The 18,257-nt window shown below is 61.2% G+C and carries 18 protein-coding genes; 16 read left to right on the forward strand and 2 right to left on the reverse strand.

The annotated features are described in order from the left end of the window. The first annotated feature begins 12 nt into the window (after nt 1-12). The 12 genes from ACKUTP_RS04780 (at nt 13) to ACKUTP_RS04835 (ending at nt 7,595) form a co-directional block, all read left to right on the forward strand. A complete protein-coding gene (locus tag ACKUTP_RS04780) occupies nt 13-639 on the forward strand; it encodes an adenylate kinase (RefSeq protein WP_006235269.1) in 627 nt (208 codons plus the stop codon). Continuing rightward, a complete protein-coding gene (gene map / locus ACKUTP_RS04785; RefSeq protein WP_006235270.1) occupies nt 636-1,424 on the forward strand; it encodes a type I methionyl aminopeptidase in 789 nt (262 codons plus the stop codon). The genes ACKUTP_RS04780 and map overlap by 4 nt, the downstream gene beginning before the upstream one ends. 104 nt (nt 1,425-1,528) lie before the next feature. Further along, on the forward strand, nt 1,529-1,747 hold the full coding sequence (gene infA, locus ACKUTP_RS04790; RefSeq protein ID WP_035137443.1) for a translation initiation factor IF-1: 219 nt from the start codon (nt 1,529-1,531) through the stop codon (nt 1,745-1,747). 150 nt (nt 1,748-1,897) lie between these two features. Then, entirely contained in the window at nt 1,898-2,011 is a 114-nt protein-coding gene (rpmJ, locus tag ACKUTP_RS04795; protein WP_006363204.1) for a 50S ribosomal protein L36, read from the forward strand. 14 nt (nt 2,012-2,025) lie between these two features. Further along, complete coding sequence (gene rpsM, locus ACKUTP_RS04800; protein ID WP_022094275.1) at nt 2,026-2,400, forward strand: 30S ribosomal protein S13; 375 nt, start codon at nt 2,026-2,028, stop codon at nt 2,398-2,400. A gap of 14 nt (nt 2,401-2,414) precedes the next feature. Then, entirely contained in the window at nt 2,415-2,819 is a 405-nt protein-coding gene (gene rpsK / locus ACKUTP_RS04805; protein WP_006235274.1) for a 30S ribosomal protein S11, read from the forward strand. 19 nt (nt 2,820-2,838) lie between these two features. Beyond that, a complete protein-coding gene (gene rpsD, locus ACKUTP_RS04810) occupies nt 2,839-3,435 on the forward strand; it encodes a 30S ribosomal protein S4 (protein WP_006235275.1) in 597 nt (198 codons plus the stop codon). A 32-nt stretch (nt 3,436-3,467) separates the two neighbouring features. Next, on the forward strand, nt 3,468-4,409 hold the full coding sequence (locus ACKUTP_RS04815) for a DNA-directed RNA polymerase subunit alpha (RefSeq protein WP_006235276.1): 942 nt from the start codon (nt 3,468-3,470) through the stop codon (nt 4,407-4,409). A gap of 30 nt (nt 4,410-4,439) precedes the next feature. Further along, on the forward strand, nt 4,440-4,907 hold the full coding sequence (rplQ, locus tag ACKUTP_RS04820; RefSeq protein ID WP_055287451.1) for a 50S ribosomal protein L17: 468 nt from the start codon (nt 4,440-4,442) through the stop codon (nt 4,905-4,907). 92 nt (nt 4,908-4,999) lie between these two features. Further along, a complete protein-coding gene (gene truA / locus ACKUTP_RS04825; RefSeq protein ID WP_409063662.1) occupies nt 5,000-5,824 on the forward strand; it encodes a tRNA pseudouridine(38-40) synthase TruA in 825 nt (274 codons plus the stop codon). A 203-nt stretch (nt 5,825-6,027) separates the two neighbouring features. Next, a complete protein-coding gene (locus ACKUTP_RS04830; protein ID WP_409063663.1) occupies nt 6,028-6,972 on the forward strand; it encodes a glycosyltransferase family 2 protein in 945 nt (314 codons plus the stop codon). A 185-nt stretch (nt 6,973-7,157) separates the two neighbouring features. After that, nucleotides 7,158-7,595 (forward strand): arginine repressor, encoded by a 438-nt coding sequence (locus ACKUTP_RS04835; protein ID WP_006235280.1) that lies wholly within the window; start codon nt 7,158-7,160, stop codon nt 7,593-7,595. Nucleotides 7,596-7,783: 188 nt separating this feature from the next. On the opposite strand, the gene ACKUTP_RS04840 is transcribed toward ACKUTP_RS04835, so the two are convergent. Further along, on the reverse strand, nt 7,784-9,988 hold the full coding sequence (locus tag ACKUTP_RS04840) for a transglycosylase domain-containing protein (RefSeq protein ID WP_409063664.1): 2,205 nt from the start codon (nt 9,986-9,988) through the stop codon (nt 7,784-7,786). 162 nt (nt 9,989-10,150) lie between these two features. On the opposite strand from ACKUTP_RS04840, the gene ACKUTP_RS04845 reads away from it, so the two are divergent. The 4 genes from ACKUTP_RS04845 to ACKUTP_RS04860 all read left to right on the forward strand — a co-directional run bounded on the left by ACKUTP_RS04845 (nt 10,151) and on the right by ACKUTP_RS04860 (nt 16,623). Continuing rightward, entirely contained in the window at nt 10,151-12,109 is a 1,959-nt protein-coding gene (locus tag ACKUTP_RS04845) for a peptidase U32 family protein (RefSeq protein ID WP_409063665.1), read from the forward strand. A gap of 96 nt (nt 12,110-12,205) precedes the next feature. Further along, the gene (gene tyrS, locus ACKUTP_RS04850; RefSeq protein ID WP_006235283.1) at nt 12,206-13,417 is read left to right on the forward strand and encodes a tyrosine--tRNA ligase; all 1,212 of its coding nucleotides are present in this window, start codon (nt 12,206-12,208) and stop codon (nt 13,415-13,417) included. Nucleotides 13,418-13,801: 384 nt separating this feature from the next. After that, nucleotides 13,802-15,622, forward strand: a complete 1,821-nt coding sequence (locus tag ACKUTP_RS04855) for an adenine deaminase (RefSeq protein ID WP_409063666.1) — start codon at nt 13,802-13,804, stop codon at nt 15,620-15,622. Between the two features lie 206 nt (nt 15,623-15,828). Next, nucleotides 15,829-16,623, forward strand: a complete 795-nt coding sequence (locus ACKUTP_RS04860) for a Cof-type HAD-IIB family hydrolase (RefSeq protein WP_195444904.1) — start codon at nt 15,829-15,831, stop codon at nt 16,621-16,623. A 344-nt stretch (nt 16,624-16,967) separates the two neighbouring features. On the opposite strand, the gene ACKUTP_RS04865 is transcribed toward ACKUTP_RS04860, so the two are convergent. Then, nucleotides 16,968-18,080: an IS110 family transposase gene (locus ACKUTP_RS04865; protein WP_409063434.1), complete on the reverse strand. Its 1,113-nt coding sequence runs from the start codon at nt 18,078-18,080 to the stop codon at nt 16,968-16,970. Nucleotides 18,081-18,257: the final 177 nt, after the last annotated feature.

The raw sequence follows: 18,257 nt of genomic DNA on the forward strand, positions 1-18,257 counted from the left end.
GGAGGATTGCTCATGAACCTCGTATTGCTCGGAGCTCCGGGTGCCGGTAAGGGCACCGTCGCACAGGAGCTCGTCGCCGAGTTTGGCGTCGCCCACATTTCCACGGGCGACCTGCTGCGTGCTGCCGTCAAGGGTGGCACCGAGCTTGGTATTCAGGCTAAGAAGTACATGGACGCTGGCGAGCTCGTTCCCGACCAGCTCGTGATCGACCTTGTCAAGGAGCGCCTTGCCGCCGATGACGCCCAGCAGGGCTTCATCCTCGACGGCTTCCCGCGCAACACCGCCCAGGCTGTGACGCTCGATTCTGAGCTCTCCGCCATGGGTCGCGAGATCGATTGCGCCCTTCTGGTCGATGTGGCTCCCGAGGTCATTATCGATCGTCTGTCTTCGCGTCGCACCTGCCGCGCATGCGGTTACACCGGCACCGCTGCCGATGCTACCTGCCCCAAGTGTGGCGGCGAGATGTATCAGCGCGACGACGACAAGCCCGAGACCATCAAGAACCGTCTCGACGTCTACGAGAAGTCCACGAGCCCGCTCGTCGACTACTATCGTGGCCAGGGTCTGCTCAAGTCGGTCAACGGTGACCAGGCTCGCGAGACCGTGTACGGGGATGTCAAAGAGGCTCTCGGTCTATGATCAAGATTAAGTCTGCAACGCAAATCGAGCAGATGAAGAAGGCAGGAGCGCTATCTAAGATGGCGCTCCGCCACGTTGGAGCCATGGTGCGCCCCGGCGTTTCCACCTTTGAGCTCGATCAGCTCGCGGAGCAGATTATCCGCATGCATGGCGGCACCCCGGCCTTTAAGGGTTACGGCGGGTTCCCGGGGACCATTTGCGCATCGATCAACGATGCCGTGGTCCACGGTATTCCCAACCCCGACATGATCCTGCGCGATGGCGATATCATCTCCATCGATACGGGAGCCGTTGTCGACGGTTGGGTTGGCGATAACGCCTGGACGTTTTTCGTCGGCACCCCCACGCCCGAGGCCAAGGCCCTGTGCGAGGTTACGCGAGATTGCCTAAAGGCTGCCATCGAGCAGGCTGTTCCCGGTAACCATATCGGGGACGTCGGCTATGCCGTTCAGTCCCTCGCCGAGTCTCACGGTTACGGCGTGCTTCGCGATTATGTGGGGCATGGTATCGGCCGTGTGATGCACGAGGACCCCAACGTTCCTAACTATGGAAAGAAGGGGAGGGGCGTTCGCCTCCAGGCCGGCATGGTCATTGCCATCGAGCCGATGGTTACGATGGGTTCCAACCATGTGAGCACGGGCTCCGACGGTTGGATTGTTACGACCAACGATCACCTGCCCGCTGCGCACTACGAGAACACCGTCGCCATTACCAATGACGGTCCGGTGATTCTCACCACGGATGCCCAAGGTGCTTGGTGCTCCCTCCAAGGCGGAGAAATGTAACAAGTTCCATTTAGTTGTGGAGCCATTACGAAGTTATTACGATGCGTGCATACGTGTTGTAGAATACTCAATCGCTGTCGTTTTCTAGAGAAAGATGATTGCTTGTGAAGAAGGAAGACGCAATTGAGCTCGAGGGTACGGTAAAGGAACCGTTGCCCAACGCCATGTTTAAGGTCGAGCTCGAGAACGGTCATTCGGTTCTGTGCAACATTTCTGGCAAGATCCGAATGAATTACATCCGTATTCTCCCCGGTGACAGGGTTGTCGTGGAGCTTTCCCCGTACGACCTGACCCGCGGCCGCATCACCTATCGCTACAAATAGCGGCACGCATACACGCACTCCATTTCCGACTGCAGGCTTAGCTCAACCTACGGTCGGATTGTGTGTGAAGACCAGCCATAGTTTTAAACGCCTGCGGCTGGGCGAGTAGATAGTAGGGAAGTAGTTTGAGCGCTACCGAAAGGAAGAACGATGAAGGTACGTCCTTCGGTCAAGAAGATGTGCGATAAGTGCAAAATCATTAGGCGCCATGGCAAGGTCCTCGTCATTTGCGAGAACCCCCGTCATAAGCAGCGTCAGGGTTAAGAGAGGAGACTACGTTGGCCCGTATTAATGGTGTCGACCTCCCGCGTGAGAAGCGCGTTGAGATCGGTCTGACCTACATTTACGGCATCGGCCGCACCACTGCGACGAAGATTTGCGTCGAGTGCAACGTTAACGTGGATACGCGCGTTAAGGACCTCACCGAGGATGAGGTTAACGCCATCCGCGATTATATCGATAAGAACCAGATCATGGTTGAGGGCGACCTCCGCCGTGAGCGCAACCAGAACGTCAAGCGCCTTATGGACATCGGCTGCAACCGCGGCCTTCGTCACCGCAAGGGCCTCCCGGTCCGCGGCCAGCGCACCCACACTAACGCTCGTACCCGCAAGGGCCCGAAGCGTCAGATCGGTGCTAAGAAGAAGAAATAAGGAGCGCTAGATAGATGGCTACTGCTAAGAAGAACGTTCGCGCTGCCCGTCTGAAGCGCGCGGACCGTAAGAACATTTCCGTGGGCCAGGCTCACATTCGTTCTACGTTCAACAACACGATCGTTTCGATCACCGATCCCCAGGGCAACGTCATTTCCTGGAAGTCGGCTGGCCAGGTGGGCTTCAAGGGCTCCCGTAAGTCCACGCCGTTCGCTGCCCAGATGGCTGCCGAGGCTGCTGCCAAGCAGGCCATGGAGCACGGTATGAAGAAGGTTTCCGTCTTCGTCAAGGGCCCCGGCTCCGGTCGTGAGACCGCCATCCGCTCCCTCCAGGCTGCTGGCCTCGAGGTCTCGAGCATCCAGGACAAGACCCCCATTCCGCACAACGGCTGCCGCCCCAAGAAGCGTCGCCGCGTGTAACTGAAAGGATCGTATCAATATGGCAATCGACAGGACTCCTGTTCTTAAGCGCTGCCGTCAGCTCGGGATCGATCCCGCTGAGCTCGGTTACAGCAGCAAGAAGGAATCTATCCGTCAGCCCAAGCGCCGTCGCAAGGAATCTGAGTACGGCATGCAGCTGCGCGAGAAGCAGAAGGTCAAGTTCATCTATGGCGTTCTGGAGAAGCAGTTCCACGGCTACTTCAACAAGGCCCGTAAGATGAACGGCGTCACCGGTGAGAACCTCATGATCATTCTTGAGTCTCGCCTCGACAACGTCGTCTTCCGTCTTGGCTTCGCCCGCACCCGCAAAGAGGCTCGTCAGTCCGTCCGTCACGGTCACTTCACCGTGAACGGCAAGCGCGTGGACATCCCGTCCTACCGCGTCAAGGCCGGCGACGTCGTCGCTGTCGGCGAGAAGTTCCGTGACCTCCTCCCCATCAAGGAGGCCCTGATTTCCTCCGAGCGCTTTGAGGTCCCTGGCTGGCTCGAGGTCGATATCGAGAAGCTGTCTGGTAACGTGCTCGCTCTGCCGACGCGTGAGCAGATCAGCGGTGATATCAACGAGCAGCTCATCGTCGAGCTCTACTCTAAGTAGTCCATCCGGGCTGCTGAGGCTGGAGGTAATACATGTCAGAATTCATTAGGCCTCAGGTTCAGGTCGAAGAGATCAACGAGACGTCTGCTCGTGTCTCCGTCGAGCCGCTCGAGCGTGGTTACGGCGATACGCTGGGTAACTCCCTTCGTCGCGTTCTTCTGTCCTCGCTCGAGGGTGCCGCCGTCGAGGCTATTCAGATCGATGGTGCGCAGCACGAGTTCATGACCATCCCTAACATGGTCGAGGATGTCACCGACATCGTCCTGAATGTCAAGGGTCTTGTCTTCAGGGCTCTCGGCACGACCGACGAGGCGACCGCCACCATTTCGGTTGACGGCCCCTGCGAGGTCACCGGTGCGGACTTCTTTATTCCGTCCGAGTTTGAGCTGGTCAACCCCGAGCAGCACATCGCTACGCTCACCGAGGGTGGCCATCTCACCATGAGCATGCGCATCGGCTATGGCCGCGGCTATGTTTCTGGCGAGGCCAACAAGCGCGACAACGATCCCATCGGTGTGATCCACGTCGACTCGCTGTACTCGCCGGTTTCCCGTTGCGCCAAGCTCGTTGAGGCTTGCCGTGTCGGTCAGCACACCGACTACGACCGCCTTGTCCTCGAGATCGAGACCAACGGCTCCATCGCCCCGCGCGACGCCGTGGTCCAGGCTGCCAATATCATCAACCAGCATATGGCCGCCTTTATGAACCTTGCCGAGACCCCCGAGGTCGAGGAGGAGGCTTCGATCTTCGCTCCCGAGGTCACCAACGACAACGCCGAGCTGGACAAGCAGATCGAGGATCTGGACCTTTCCGTCCGTTCCTACAACTGCCTTAAGCGCGCCAGCATTCACTCGGTCCGTCAGCTCGTTGAGTTCTCGGAGAACGATCTGCTCAACATCCGTAACTTCGGTGTTAAGTCGATCGAGGAAGTGAAGGACAAGCTTGAGTCCATGGGCCTGAGCCTGAAGGCTTAATGCTTCGCATATTTGAGGAGAAACTAGACCATGCGTCACAACGTTAAGAAGGGCCTGAAGCTCGGCACCGATGCGAGCCACACCAAGGCCATGAAGAAGAGCCTTGCTAAGGCCCTCTTCGAGAACGACCGCATCAAGACCACCGAGACCCGCGCTAAGGCGCTGCGTTCGGTCGTCGACCCGATCATCACTTGGGCCAAGAAGGGCGACCTGCACTCTCGTCGTCTGGCTATCGCCAAGCTCGGCGATAAGCAGCTTGTTGCCGAGATCTTCGACAAGGCTGCTCAGGGCATGTGGCAGGACCGCAACGGCGGTTATACCCGCATCATGAAGCTCGGTAACCGTAAGGGCGACAATGCTCCCATCGTTATCATGGAGCTCGTCACCGAGCCTTGCACGCCTAAGGCCAAGAAGGCTGCTCCGGCCCCCAAGAAGGCCGCTGCTCCCAAGAAGGTCGAGGCTGCCGAGGAGGCTCCTGCTGAGGAGACCGCTGAGTAGACAATCCGTCTGCATAGGCTATATTCGAGGGGTACGTTCGCGTACCCCTCTTTTTTTGTCGAAATGCCATTGCCTGTTTGTTGGGAGCGCCCATGACCGCGCCGTCTGATTTCAATTCGATTCCCGAGCTCGATGCCACGCTCGTTTTCCGCGTGGCCTACGATGGCTCGTCCTACAGCGGCTTTGCCGAGCAGCCCGGTCAGACGACGGTTGCGGGCGAGTTGCGCCGCGCTATCGAGACGCTCCTGCGCCGCCCGATCGACCTGACGTGTGCGGGACGTACCGATGCCGGCGTGCATGCGGTGGCACAGTTTATCAGCGTGCCCGTAACGGACGCTGAGTTGGCTTTGACGCGCCGTAGGTGGCTGAGGGCTATGGATGCCCTCCTGCCCAAAGATATCGCCATAAACGAGGTCTACAGGGCCCGTAAAGGCTTTTCTGCACGCTTTGATGCGCGTTCCCGTACGTATACGTACCGTATTGCCGATCGCGACGCGCGCCCTGTGCTTTCGCGCGGTGCGGTGTGGTGGCATCGCTACCCATTGGATGTTGAGGCGATGTCTGCGGCCTGTCCCGCGCTGCTGGGCGAGCAGGACTTCAAGAGCTTTTGCAAGGTGGCGTCTGCCGTGGGCAAGCCCACGCACCGCTGCGTGATGCGTGCCGAGTTTGGCCATGAGGTGGCCTTTGGCGAGGACATCCTGACGTTTACCATCGAGGGCAATGCGTTTCTGCATTCGATGGTCCGCACGATCGTGGGCACGCTTGTCGAGATTGGCATGCATCGCCGTGAACCCGAGTGGATGCGCGAGGTCATCGATGCTTGCGACCGTACCGCTGCGGGCCCCACGGCTCCTGCCTGCGGCCTTACGTTTATGGGCGTGGATTACGATCCCGCCGAGCTTGTCGTGCTCGACTAGGGGAGGGCTCGGCGCGTCGTGCGTCGGCACCTGTCATCTGTGGGCTGCGCGTGTGCAACATCTGTTCTTGGCGTGCAATACAACCGGTGTCTCATTGCTTTTATTGCCGGGGTGTACCATGAACGACAGTTTGATTCACTGCTGTCGAGAGGACGGATAACTTGGTTCGACGTGGCTCGCATCCGCGACTTTCGGTGATCCTTGTGGTAGAAGGTTCGCCCAGCTATGCGATGCGTGCGCTCGAGAGTATCCAGAACCAAGACCTCTACGATTTGCAGATTGTCGTTGTCTGCCGCGATGCTGCGCCCGGTGTGCGCCATTCGCTTCAAGTTGCTGCCGACAGGGACATCCATATTGATTTGATTGACGTCGAGGACGCGAAGCGCGGCGCTTGTCTTCGTGCCGGTTTTGCTGCCTCGCGCGGCTCTCAAATCATCGCCATGAACGCCGATGAGTGGTTTGCTCCGCAGTCTCTTTCCAAGATGGTCGATATCGCGTGCGATACTACGGCAGACATAGTGCTCCCCACGGTGTCGCTCGACCGCTATGATGCACATCGAGAGCGCCATTCGCGCGTCTTGGATGCTGCTCATATTTCCATTGATAGCAAATCTTCGATGGTGACCGGGCTGTCCCAGTTGATTTTAGGCGGCCTAGTCGTTCAGACCTCTGGCGTGATGTATAGCCGTCCGCTGTTTGAGGCATGCCTTTTGTACGACAAGGCGTTTCGCACAGTTGGGTTTATGGCGTGCTCGCTCTCGCGGGCGCAGCGCGTCTCCGGATGCGGCGACGCTTGTTTCCACGCGGCGGCACCTAAGCTTACAGATGCCTTTGATACCACCATGTATGCCAAGGTATCCGATGACACCCGGGCGCTCGACGAGCTTACGGACTCACTCTCGGAAGCAGATAGCGGTGGTCGGCTCAAGCTGGCAACCCAAAAGTTCTACTTTGCCGGACTGGTCGCCTGCATCGAGAATTTGTGTCTGAGCCCGCATGGGTGTCGTCAATCGAGCGTTCCGCCCGTATGCGTGATATGCTCGAGGCGCCTCGAACCCGTCAGATGGTCGCCGCGCTCAAGGATAACCATCGGGGGCTCGGTCTGTTGTTTGGGCCGATCGCCAGCGCCAAGCCCGCGCGCTGCGTGATGTGTACGCATCTGGCAGCTTTTCTTAACCGGACGGGCGCAAAAACCGCCTAAACGGCTCATCTCGAAACAAATTTGCATAGAATTGTTTCGAAATGCGTTCTTATACACAAAAGCCTTCAAATAGCGTTAAACTATTCAATCACTGATTGATTGTCTCCGCCATCTTTTGGAGAGAGGGTTTGTATGGCTAAAAAACGCAATGGGCGCCAGGATGCCATTAGAGATATTGTGCGCAATAAGGACGTCCGCACGCAGCGCGTGCTGGTCGATGAGCTCCGCGCTATGGGCTTTGATTGCACGCAGGCGACTGTCTCTCGCGATATTGCCGATATGGGGCTGCGTAAGCTCCCTGAGGGCATCTATGTTCTGGCAGAGGACCTGCACCTGCAGCGTATGGTTTCCGAGCTCGTAACGGGCGTTCTGCGCACCGATAATCTGGTTATGATCAAGGCTCAGCCTGGCACGGCTTCCGGCATCGCCGCCGCCGTTGATGCGGCAGAGCTGCCCGATGTGCTTGGCTCGCTTGCCGGCAACGATACGATTTTGGTTATTGCCCAGACGGCCGAGGACGGCGAGCGTCTTGAGGCGCTGATCAATAAGCTGAGCAATTCTCGCAAGTAGGCGTGCGGGTCGTGCGCTCGGCACTGTGTGCGTGACATAGTGGCTTGTAAGGGGTATCGACGTTGGTCGGTACCCCCTTTTTTTGTTTGCCGGTATAAAGACCGCCCACCAGGTCGCTTTAAACTAAAAGGCCCCCGAGCAGTTTAATAAGCTGCTCGGGGGCCTTGTTGCTTATGGCCGGATGATTTCTAGCCGACCGTATCGTCAGGCGTGGGCGAGGGGTCGGGAGTGGGCGTAGGCGTAGGCGTAGGCGTAGGCGTGCCGCCATCGCCGCCGGTCGAACCACCAGTTGAGCCGCCCGTCGAGCCACCGGTCGTACCGGTGCCGCCGGTGGTGTCGCCACCCGTGGTCTCGGTGGTCGTGGTCGTCGTGGTAGTCGTTGTGGTGGTTTCCTCTTCGTCCTCGTTCTCGTCCTTGTCGTCGTTCTCCGTCTTCTTGGAGTTGTTGGTGCCGTAGAACTTCCAGACGCTGTTGTTCTTGTAGGTGGGCGCCGTTCCGGTCGCAAACTCCTCGCGCTCGGTACCGGTCAGAACGGTGTTCATAAACCGCTTAAAGACAGGCAGGTTGGTGCTGTCGCCCAGCAGGTCCGTGCCGTATTTTTGGATGGGGATCTCGCCCGCGGAATAGCCGGTCCACAGGGCGCACGCCAGCTGCGGGGTATAGCCGCAGAACCACAGGTTGGTGGTGTTGTCGGTGGTGCCCGTCTTGCCGGCATAGGGCTGGTTGACGCTCAGGGCACCGGCAGCACCCGTACCGCCGCCCTGCATGACGCCGGACAGAACATCGGTGACCGCGGCGGCCTCGCCCTCGGTAAGCACCTGTGAGGGATTGTCGGTGTGCTGGTACAGCACCGAACCGGTACGAGAGTCAATCTCGGTGATGGCGATCGGCTGGCGATAGTAGCCGCCGTTGGCAAACGTCGCGTAGGCGGCGGCCATCTCGAGCGGCGAGATCGAGCCGGTGCCGAGGGTCATGACGGGAACGTCCTCGATGTTGTCCTTGGCGGGATCGATGCCGAGCTTTTTGACGAGCGAGATGATCTTGCTGTTGCCGACGGCTTCCGCCACCTGGATGTAGCCGGTGTTGGAGGAGTATGCCGTCGCCTGCTTAAGCGTGATGTTGCCATAGCTATGGTTGGCGTAGTTTTGGACCTCGGTCGTGGTGCCCTTGGCCTTGAGCGGCGAGTTGCAGTTGAGGGTGACGTTGGGGTTCATGCCGTTTTGGATGGCAGTTGCCAGCGTAAAGGCCTTAAAGGTGGAGCCGACGGGACGCTTGGCCGTGGCATGGTTTACGTGGTTCTCGTCGGCGTTGTAGTCGTAGCCGCCCACCATGCACTTGATGTAGCCGGTTTTGGGGTCGACGACGACCATGCCCATGTCCAGGCCGTCGAGTGAGAGTGTGTCGAGCTGCTCGCGGACGGCATTCTCTGCCACCTGCTGCATCGTGGGGTCGATGGTGGTCTTGACGGTCAGGCCGCCCTTAAAGAGCACGTCGGTCGAGAACTCCTGCTCCAGCAGCTGCTTAACATAGGCGACAAAGTAGGACTGCGAGTATACGTCGACGCCGCTGCCCGAGATTTCGGTCACGTTGAGGGTGATGGGCTCGGCCTGTGCGGCATCGTGCTCCTCCTGCGTAATGTGGCCCAGACGCAACATGTTGTCGAGGACCTTGTTGCGACGGGACAGCGCCAGGTCGGGGTTGACCGTGGGGTCGTACTGCGAGGGCGAGTTGGGAAGGCCGATGAGCAGCGCGGCCTCGCTCAGGGTGAGGTCGGCGGCGCTCTTGGACAGATAGGTCTCGGCTGCGGCCTCGATGCCGTAGGCGCCGTGGCCGTAATAGATGGTGTTGAGGTACATCATGAGGATCTCGTCTTTGGAGTACATATCCTCCATCTTTACGGCGATGTAGGCCTCGCGCACCTTACGCTCGATGGTCGAGTCGAACTGCTCCTCTTGCAGGATGGTGTTGCGCACCAGCTGCTGGGTGATAGTCGAGGCGCCTTCGTGCCCGCCGCCGAGGGTTGCCACCGCAGCACGCGCGATACCCCACAGGTCGATACCACCGTGCTCGTAGAAGCGCTCGTCCTCGACGTCAACGGTGCCCTGCAGCACGTAGGGGGAGACCTCGTCCTTGGTGATGGACTTACGGTTTTGCGTGTAGAAGCTCGCGATCTTGTTGCCGTTGCAGTCGACGATCTCGGTGGTCTCGCTCACCAGATACGCGTTGGCGTCGGTGTAGTCGGGCAGATCGGACAGCCAGCGGTTGACGTTGCCGACCATGCCGATGCCAAATGCCACGCCCGCGATAAGCAAAAAGCCCAAAAACGAGAGCAGGATTATGGGCAGGGCATGCGTCTTTGAACGGCTGCGTCCCTGTCGTTGGCGAGGACCCATATATTGACCTCCAGGTATGTCGTGCCCGACGGCGGATGTGCCGTCGGGGCAGGATGGACATAAGTTATTACACGATAAACCAAACGGGGTGCGCGAGGCCTCGTGTATGCTGGAAGGCGGCATTTTTCAGAGTGAATGCATACCTTGGTAAGGAGTTTGTCGATGGCGATTCGGACGATGGGGCCGAGCGGACAACACAAGACTGGATTGGATGCTGCCGGTGCGGCGCTGCCCGAGCTGCTGGCGCCGGCGGGCGGGCTCGACCAGATGCTTGCGGCCATCGCCGCGGGCGCCGATGCCATCTATGCGGGGTTGGGCGGCTTTAACGCCCGTGTGAGCGCCCATGGCTTTACGGATGACGAGTTTGCGCGCGGCAGCGCCGTGGCGCATGCCCGTGGCGTGCGTGTGTACGTGACGCTCAACGTGTTCGTGTTTGACGATGAGTTATCCGACGCGGTGGCGCTGGGAGCTCATGCACTGGAGCTGGGCGCCGATGCTCTGATTGTCGCCGATGCCGGGTTGGCCTGCGCGCTGAGCGCGGCGATTCCAGGGGTCGAGATTCACCTGTCTACGCAGGTGGGCGTTCATAGCGAAGGCGCCGTGCGGCTTGCCGCCGATGAGCTGGGGGTCGAGCGTGTGACGACGGCGCGCGAGCTGACGGTCGACGAGATTGCGGCGCTATGTGCCACGGGCGTGCCCATCGAGGTATTCTGCCACGGTGCGATTTGCATCGGCTATTCGGGGGCGTGCGAGTTCTCGGCCCTGCGGCGTGGGCGCTCGGCGATGCGCGGCGACTGCACGCAGCCGTGCCGTCTGGCGTACGACCTGGTGGACGAGGCGGGGCAGAGCGTTGTCGCCGTCGAAGGGGATCGCCTGTTGTGCCCGCGCGACTATCTGGGTATTGCGCATCTGCCCGAGCTTGTAGATGCCGGCGTGGCGTCGCTCAAGATCGAGGGGCGCATGAAGAACCCCGATTACGTATTCAATGTGGTGCGGGTGTGGCGCCGGGCGCTCGATATGCTGCGCGACGACGCGTGGGACCCCGGTGCCGTGGAAGAGCTTGAACGCGAGCTGGGAAGGTCGTTTAACCGTGGGTTTACCGATGCGTACCTGCGAGGGCGTTCGGGTGCCGAGTTGATGAGCTTTGAGCGTGCGATTAACCAGGGCGTGCGCGTGGGACGCTTGGTCGCTGTGGGCCACGAAGAGGTGACCGTTGAGCTCGACGCCGCCGTGGCGGCGGGTGACACGCTCGAGATTCGGTTCTGTCCGGGTGTCGACGCGCGTCCCGATGTGCCCAAGCGCTGGCCGCAGGTGCCCTGCCCGGTGGATGCCGCAGCGGGGAAGCGCGTCGTCGTGCATTGCAAGCGTAAGGTGGACGCGGGCTGCGAGGTGTACCTGATTCGCAGCGCCGGCGTGTTGGATCAGACGGCGGCGGTGTTGGAGCGCATGCGGGCCGAGGCAGATGCGATTGCGCCCGTTGCGCGTGCCGTTGAGGTGCTGCCCTTTGAGGACGTTGCGGTGGATGGCGGTGCGTCGACGGAGTTGATGGAGTGCGCGGTTCCCGCTCGCATGGTTTTTGCTTGGCAGCTGATGGATGCCGACCCGCGCGGAGAACTCGATTTGTCCGACGCCGTTGTGGTGCTTGACGAGGCGTGCCGCACGGGTGACGCTGACCGGACCCGCTCACTGATGCAGCGTGCCGGGCGCGTCGTCTGCCGCAACCTGGGACAGGTGGTGATCGCTCGCGAGCTGGGCGTGACGTTTGACGTGGCGGCGCCGGTGTTCTGCGCGAATCGGGCCACGCTTACCTGGCTGCGCGGACTCGGTGCGGGGCGGGTGTACTTGCCGGCGGAGTTGCTCGGCAATGATGCGGAGCGTATTGCCGAACTGGCTGCTGAACCCGGCGTCTTGGGTCCGGTCGACGCCGACCGTCCCGAGCTTATGGTGTGCGAGCACTGCCTGCTGACCGCCGAGGGCGTCTGCGCCACCGATGCGACGGGACAGGTTCGTTGCCGCGACTGCTTGCGTCGTCGGCAGGCACGCTATCTGGTCGAGCGTGACGGTACACGTCTGCCAGTTGCCATTGACGCATGCGGCAGGACGAGGATTTTCCTGTCGTAGGTGCCGCGTCGCGTCAGTTTGTTATCATATGAGAGTTTATGGACTTCCAGCACCGCCGTATCCGGTGAGGGTGCTATAGCAAAAGGAGGATACCCAATGCTGTCTGTTGACGAGCAAATGCGTATCATCACCTCGGGCGCTGCCCAAATCGTTCCCGAGGCCGACCTTCGCAAGAAGCTTGAGAAGGGCGAGCCCCTCAACATCAAGCTCGGCGTCGACCCCACCAGCCCCGACCTGCACCTGGGCCATGCCGTGCCGCTGCGCAAGATGCGCCAGTTCCAGGACCTTGGCCACAACGTTACCCTCATCATCGGCAACGGCACCGCGCTGATCGGCGACCCCTCGGGCAAGAACTCCACGCGTCCGCAGCTTTCGCAGGAGCAGATCGAGGCCAATGCCGAGACCTACGTGAGCCAGGCTATGAAGATCCTGGATCCCGAGAAGACCACCATCGTGCACAACGGTGACTGGATCCTTTCGATGGACCTGGCCGGTCTGCTGCAGGTATGCTCCAAGTTCACCGTCGCCCGCATCCTTGAGCGCGATGACTTTACCAAGCGCTACCAGTCTCAGACGCCGATCGCCCTGCATGAGTTCCTGTATCCCGTGATGCAGGCCTTCGACTCCGTGCAGATCAAGGCCGACGTGGAGATGGGCGGCACCGATCAGCTCTTCAACCTGCTCGCCGGCCGTGAGCTCATGGAGAAGATGGGCATGGAGCCCCAGATCGCGCTCACCATGCCGCTGCTCGAGGGCACCGATGGCGTGCGCAAGATGTCCAAGTCCTACGGCAACTACATCGGCCTGACCGACGCCCCCAAGGATATGTTCGGCAAGACCATGTCCATCCCCGACGAGATGATTGGAAAGTACTATCGCCTGGCGAGCTCGCTCACCCCGGCCGAGGTCGACAAGATCGACGCTGCTCTGGCCGACGGCTCTGCCGATCCCTATGAGCTCAAGCGCGCTCTGGGCCGCGACCTGTGCGACACCTACCACGGCGCCGGCGCCGGAGACGAGGCTCAGGCCGAGTTCGACCGCGTGTTCAAGGAGGGCCAGCTTGCCGACTTCCCCGAGAAGCATGTCGAGCTGACCGTCAACGACGAGGGCCAGATCTACCTCGCCGGCCTGCTCAAGGACTTGGGCCTTTCGGCGAGCGCCGGCCAGGCTCGTCGCGATATCGACGGCGGCGGCGTCAAGATCAACGGCAAGGCCGTGGCTCCCAAGAGCTACAACATCGATCCGAGCGCCCTCAAGCTGGGCGACACCCTCTCCGTAGGCAAGCGCAAGGGCTTCAAGTTGATTTAGTTCCGCCGTTCTAACGAACGGCGGACCGGCCGACGCTGCGCGGGCCGCATTTGGACAATCTGACGTTCAACTTCAAGGGCGCGACCAGAAGGTCAGCGCCCTTTCGCTTCACGTCACCTTGTCTCAAATGCGGCCCGCTCGCTGTCGTTGCCAAAACATCGGCGCTTCCGTTGTTGGCACTTGGGGACGATCCTTTTGTGCCGGCACTTTGGGACACTCCTTGTCATTGGTGCAAAGCAACCTGTCCCCATTGCGCCAAGCGGCGTGTGCCGTTAAGCGGAGAGGCGTATTGTTGACCCATCGTTTGGGCATACAATGGCTGTTGGCTTGCTGCGGTGAAGGCTCGTCCGCTCCGCAGTTATTTCTACAGTTAAAGGAGTATGTATGTCCGTTGAGGTCATGAGGACTGTGATCGAGGCCGCCGGGGGCCGCGTGCCCGTCGACACGCTGTTTACCAATGCGCAGATCGTCGACGTGTATGGCCAGCGTGTGGCGCCCGGTAGCGTTGCCGTCAAGGACGGTGTGATCGTCGGCGTGCTCTACGATGGTCGCGACGATGCCGCTGGCACCTACGAGGCAACTGAGGTCATCGACTGCCAGGGTCGCTATCTCGCTCCCGGTTTTATTGACGGGCATCTGCATATCGAGTCTTCGAACATCCGTCCCGCCGAGTATGCTCGCATGGCCGCGACGCGCGGTACTACCACCGCCATTGCCGACAGCCACGAGATTGCCAATGTTGCCGGTCTCGACGGCTTGCGCTTTATGATCGAGGATGGCCGCCGCGCACCCATCTCCATCAAGTACATGATGCCTTCGTGCGTGCCCGCGCTGCCCGACGAGCAGGCCGGTGCCGTTATTTCGGCTGCCGATATGCAGGCGTTTTTTGCCGAGCATCCAGGCGATGTCTTTGGACTGGGCGAAATGATGAACCTGCCGGGCGTCTTTATGGCCGACCCCGAGACCTGTGCTCGCATCGATGCTGCCAACCAGACGCCGTCCAAGCAGGTCGACGGCCATGCGCCGCTCGTTGCCGGTAAGGACCTCAACGCCTATGCCGCAGCGGGCATTATCGCCGACCACGAGTCGACGATTCCCGAGGAGGCGCTCGACAAGCTATCCCGCGGCATGTATGTGATGCTGCGTGAGGGCACGTGCAGCCACGACCTGGCCAACCTGTCGCCGATGCTGCTGGAGAATCCCGCCCGCGCCCGTCGCTGCTGTTTTGCGACCGACGACCGCGCTCCCTCCGATGCGCTTTCGACCGGTATGATCGACAACGCCTGCCGAGTGGCTATCGAGGCCGGTATTGACCCCGTGGTCGCCATCTCTATGGCGTCCCTTTCCACGGCCGAGGCGTTTGGCCTGGACCACGGCTGTCGCGACCCGCACGAGCTGCGTGGCGCCATCGCCCCGGGCAAGCGTGCCGACCTGCTGGTACTCAACGACCTGACGTTTGCCGCAGCTCCGCATCGCGTATATGCCGCCGGTGCTCTGGTGGCGCAGGACGGCACCTTTGTGGGCGAGATCGCACCCGAGATGGCCGAGGTTGCGGCCCTTGCCGATGAGCTGCGTGCTTCCGTTAAGCTGCCGAAGCTATCGCTCGACGTGTTCGACTATGCCTTTAAGCCGGGCGAGGCCGTGATCGACGTGGTGCCGGGCAAGGCCATCACGGGTATGGCTCGCCCCGAGAACGCCGGGGGCCTGCGCCGCATTATGCTGATCGAGCGCCACGGCCGCGGCGTGTCACTGCAGGCCAAGGGCGCCGATGGCGACGGTCCCGCCGGCATGGGACTCGTCGGCAAGCATATCGGCCGCGGCTGGGTGCGCGGTTTTACCATCACGGGCGGCGCTATCGCCTCGACGATCGGCCACGACTCGCACAACGTGTGCGTGGTGGGCGACAGCGCGGCGGATATGATGGCTGCCGTCGAGGCCGTGGGCCAGGGCGGCCACGTGCTGGTGCGCAACGGCGAGGTCGTGGCGCGTATTCCGCTGGCGCTCGGTGGCCTTATGAGCGAAGGCACGGCCGAGGACGTTGCTGCGCAGCACGACGACTTTATGGTCAAGGCGCGCGCCATGGGTATTGAGCCGCCGCTCGACCCCATCATGGGCATCATCTTCCTGCCCCTGCCGGTCATCCCGACGCTCCGCATCCGCCCCGAGGGCATGTTCGACGTTACAACCTTCACCTATGCCGACTAGTCATCGGGGACGTTCTTAAACGACTAGTCGTCGGGGACACTCTTTGGCGGGCTGCCTGACGCCGCGACCGTAGGACCTCTGGCATGTGTGAGCTATTTGCTAGGTCCTTGTAACGTTTGCGCCCACGGAGTCTTATTTGAGTTCCCTTTGGGTACGGTGATTTTGGATATACGTCCGATTCCAACAAGCCCGAAGGGAGCTTTCCTATGTTTAAACTGATTGCATCCGATATGGACGGCACGCTGCTTGACGAAAACGGCCAGGTGCCTCCCGAGACCTACGAACTGATTCTGGCGCTACACGAGCATGGCGTGCATTTCGCCGCATCGTCAGGTCGTCGCTACGATCGCCTGTGCGAGTTCTTTGCGCCCGTTCGCGACAAGATGGACTTTGTCGCCGCTAACGGCGCCCAGGTCTACGCCGACGGTAAGATGGTAGACCGTGAGGTGTATTCCCACCTGGCGATTCGAAGGCTCGCCCAGGCCGTCAGGACATTTCCCAATCTGCATCTTGCGCTCTTTGACCGAACCAAGTCCTTCTTGCTCGATGACGAGTGCAAGTTCGTGCGTGAGGTCGATAAGGACCTTCCCAATGCCGAGCGCATTTGGGAGCTGCCCGATCCCAGCGTAAATATCATCAAGGCGAGTATCTTTTGCGATGACTGTGCCGTTATGGACAGTGCCTACGTACTGCAGCGCGAGCTTGGCCAGCTTTTTACCTTTGCGCCTTCTGGAAACGCATGGATCGATGCCATGCAGCCTGGTGTGTCGAAGGCCTCGGGAATCGAGCAGCTCATGGAGCACTATGGCGTCGAACGCGACGAGGTCATGGCGTTTGGCGACTCGATGAACGACTACGAGATCATTCGCTTTGTCGGCACGGGCTGCGCGATGGAAAATGCGCGCCCCGCGCTCAAGGCGGTGGCCGATCGCGTCGTAGGCTGCAACCGCGACCACGCCGTTCAGCATGAGCTCCGTCGCGTGCTGGAGAGTCTCTCCTAATCCGGCAGATGGGGACGTTCCTTTTAATATGAGCAGGACATTGTCAAGAGGCAAAATCGGGCCTGGCCCCAACGATATGAGGTCAGGCCCTCTCCCTATATCAACCCGTCCGCGGCGACCTCGGCGTGTCTTACCGACGCTCGTCTTTGCAGTTTAATATCCGCCCGCGGCGATCTCTCGCTGGGCAATCCGTTGCTACGGCTGAGGCTTCTACGTCGAACCGACAGTCTGTGCACGCGTGTGGCGCCCTGGGCGCTCGCAGAAAAGGGACCTGAGGTTCGCCTCAACGGCTTCGGATCGAACCGCTTCCGGGGTGATCGGCTTATGTGCGGGGGACCGGCCCCCTACGCCTCCTCGGCCATGAGGCCGACCGCCCACACCCAGCAGGCGAGCTCGCGCGCCGTGGCCACGTTCGCCTTGTTGTTGTGGACCCCGCGCGCGAGCAGCGCCTCCCGCCTCTCGACCAGCCTCCGCACGCCCTTGGCGGCATGCCTGCGGGCGACCCGGTCCGGGGCCTGGCCCTTGGCGAGGCCCTTCGGCCGCCCCGAGCACGTCAGGTAGTGCCACGCGGCCTCGACCAGCGCCTTCCTCAGGTGCTTGTTGCCTGCCTTGGTGATCGCGCCCCTGCGGTCGCTCTCCCCGCTGGAGTGCTCGGAGGGCGTCAGGCCGACCCATGCGGCGAACGACCGGGCGTTCCTGAACCTCGAGAACTCGCCGGCCTCGAACACGAGGTCGGCGGCGGACGCGGTGTCGACGCCCTTGAGGCAGCGCAGGGAGTCGACCCTCCTCCTCCACCTGGGCTTGCGGGCCTCGGCCTCGACGAGCCCCTCGAGCCGCGCCTTCTCCTCCGCCGCCCGCCTGACCGCGTCGACGTAGTAGGCGAGCACGTCGTTGTCGGCCCCCTCCGCGAACCTAATCGACTCGATCCAGGACCAGTGCGCCCGGGTCCAGTTGCCCTTCCTGCGGCCGGTGGGCGTCCTCTCGTCGAAGGCGAGCCCGTGCCTGAGCAGGAACTTGGAGAGCCGCTGCTTCGCGCGCGAGAGGTCGTCCCTCGCGTCCTCGAGCGCCCTGGTCAGGTCGCGGGCGGCCTCGCACTCGTCGTCGGGGACCCACACCTCGACGACGTTGCCGACCGACAGCATGCGGGCGAGGAACTCGGCGTCGTTGCGGTCGTTCTTCCTGCGCCTGTCCGCGCTGGGCTTGATCATCTTCGAGACGGCGCCGACCACGCAGTCGACCCCGAGGCCGGAGAGCCTCTTCTGCAGGTCGAACCCCGTGACCCCGGATTCGTACACGCACCTGGCCTTTGGGTCCACGGACCGCACCCACTCCGCGACTGCCCCGGCGTCGTAGCCGAAGGTCGCGCAGCGCACCTCCCCGGTCATGACGTCGAGGGAGACTGCCTTTATCGAGCGGGCGTGGACGTCGAGGCCGACGAAGGTGGTAGTATCGAGCATGGGAGCCCCTTCCATGAATGCGGCGTGGCCGCCGCGGCTGAATTAGACACTCACCATTGTCGGCCTAATCCGCGGTCTTTCATGCAGCAGGGGCTCTCAATGTTTTTATGTCCTGCTCATATCGTCTCTGCCGACAGTGGGGGACAGTCCTTGCAGCTTTTTCGCGAAGACTGTCCC

It is taken from the genome of Collinsella sp. wc0529, from assembly GCF_046116875.1.
GTDB lineage: Bacteria > Actinomycetota > Coriobacteriia > Coriobacteriales > Coriobacteriaceae > Collinsella.

Excerpts from the sequence above, each read along its gene's own strand:
- ACKUTP_RS04815 (WP_006235276.1), top strand. The coding sequence starts at position 3,468 with ATGTCAGAATTCATTAGGCCTCAGGTTCAGGTCGAAGAGATCAACGAG.
- rplQ (WP_055287451.1), top strand. The coding sequence starts at position 4,440 with ATGCGTCACAACGTTAAGAAGGGCCTGAAGCTCGGCACCGATGCGAGC.
- map (WP_006235270.1), top strand. The coding sequence starts at position 636 with ATGATCAAGATTAAGTCTGCAACGCAAATCGAGCAGATGAAGAAGGCA.
- tyrS (WP_006235283.1), top strand. The coding sequence starts at position 12,206 with ATGCTGTCTGTTGACGAGCAAATGCGTATCATCACCTCGGGCGCTGCC.
- truA (WP_409063662.1), top strand. The coding sequence starts at position 5,000 with ATGACCGCGCCGTCTGATTTCAATTCGATTCCCGAGCTCGATGCCACG.
- ACKUTP_RS04845 (WP_409063665.1), top strand. The coding sequence starts at position 10,151 with ATGGCGATTCGGACGATGGGGCCGAGCGGACAACACAAGACTGGATTG.
- ACKUTP_RS04860 (WP_195444904.1), top strand. The coding sequence starts at position 15,829 with ATGTTTAAACTGATTGCATCCGATATGGACGGCACGCTGCTTGACGAA.
- rpmJ (WP_006363204.1), top strand. The coding sequence starts at position 1,898 with ATGAAGGTACGTCCTTCGGTCAAGAAGATGTGCGATAAGTGCAAAATC.
- rpsK (WP_006235274.1), top strand. The coding sequence starts at position 2,415 with ATGGCTACTGCTAAGAAGAACGTTCGCGCTGCCCGTCTGAAGCGCGCG.
- ACKUTP_RS04840 (WP_409063664.1), bottom strand. The coding sequence starts at position 9,988 with ATGGGTCCTCGCCAACGACAGGGACGCAGCCGTTCAAAGACGCATGCC.
- rpsD (WP_006235275.1), top strand. The coding sequence starts at position 2,839 with ATGGCAATCGACAGGACTCCTGTTCTTAAGCGCTGCCGTCAGCTCGGG.
- ACKUTP_RS04865 (WP_409063434.1), bottom strand. The coding sequence starts at position 18,080 with ATGCTCGATACTACCACCTTCGTCGGCCTCGACGTCCACGCCCGCTCG.
- ACKUTP_RS04780 (WP_006235269.1), top strand. The coding sequence starts at position 13 with ATGAACCTCGTATTGCTCGGAGCTCCGGGTGCCGGTAAGGGCACCGTC.
- ACKUTP_RS04835 (WP_006235280.1), top strand. The coding sequence starts at position 7,158 with ATGGCTAAAAAACGCAATGGGCGCCAGGATGCCATTAGAGATATTGTG.
- ACKUTP_RS04855 (WP_409063666.1), top strand. The coding sequence starts at position 13,802 with ATGTCCGTTGAGGTCATGAGGACTGTGATCGAGGCCGCCGGGGGCCGC.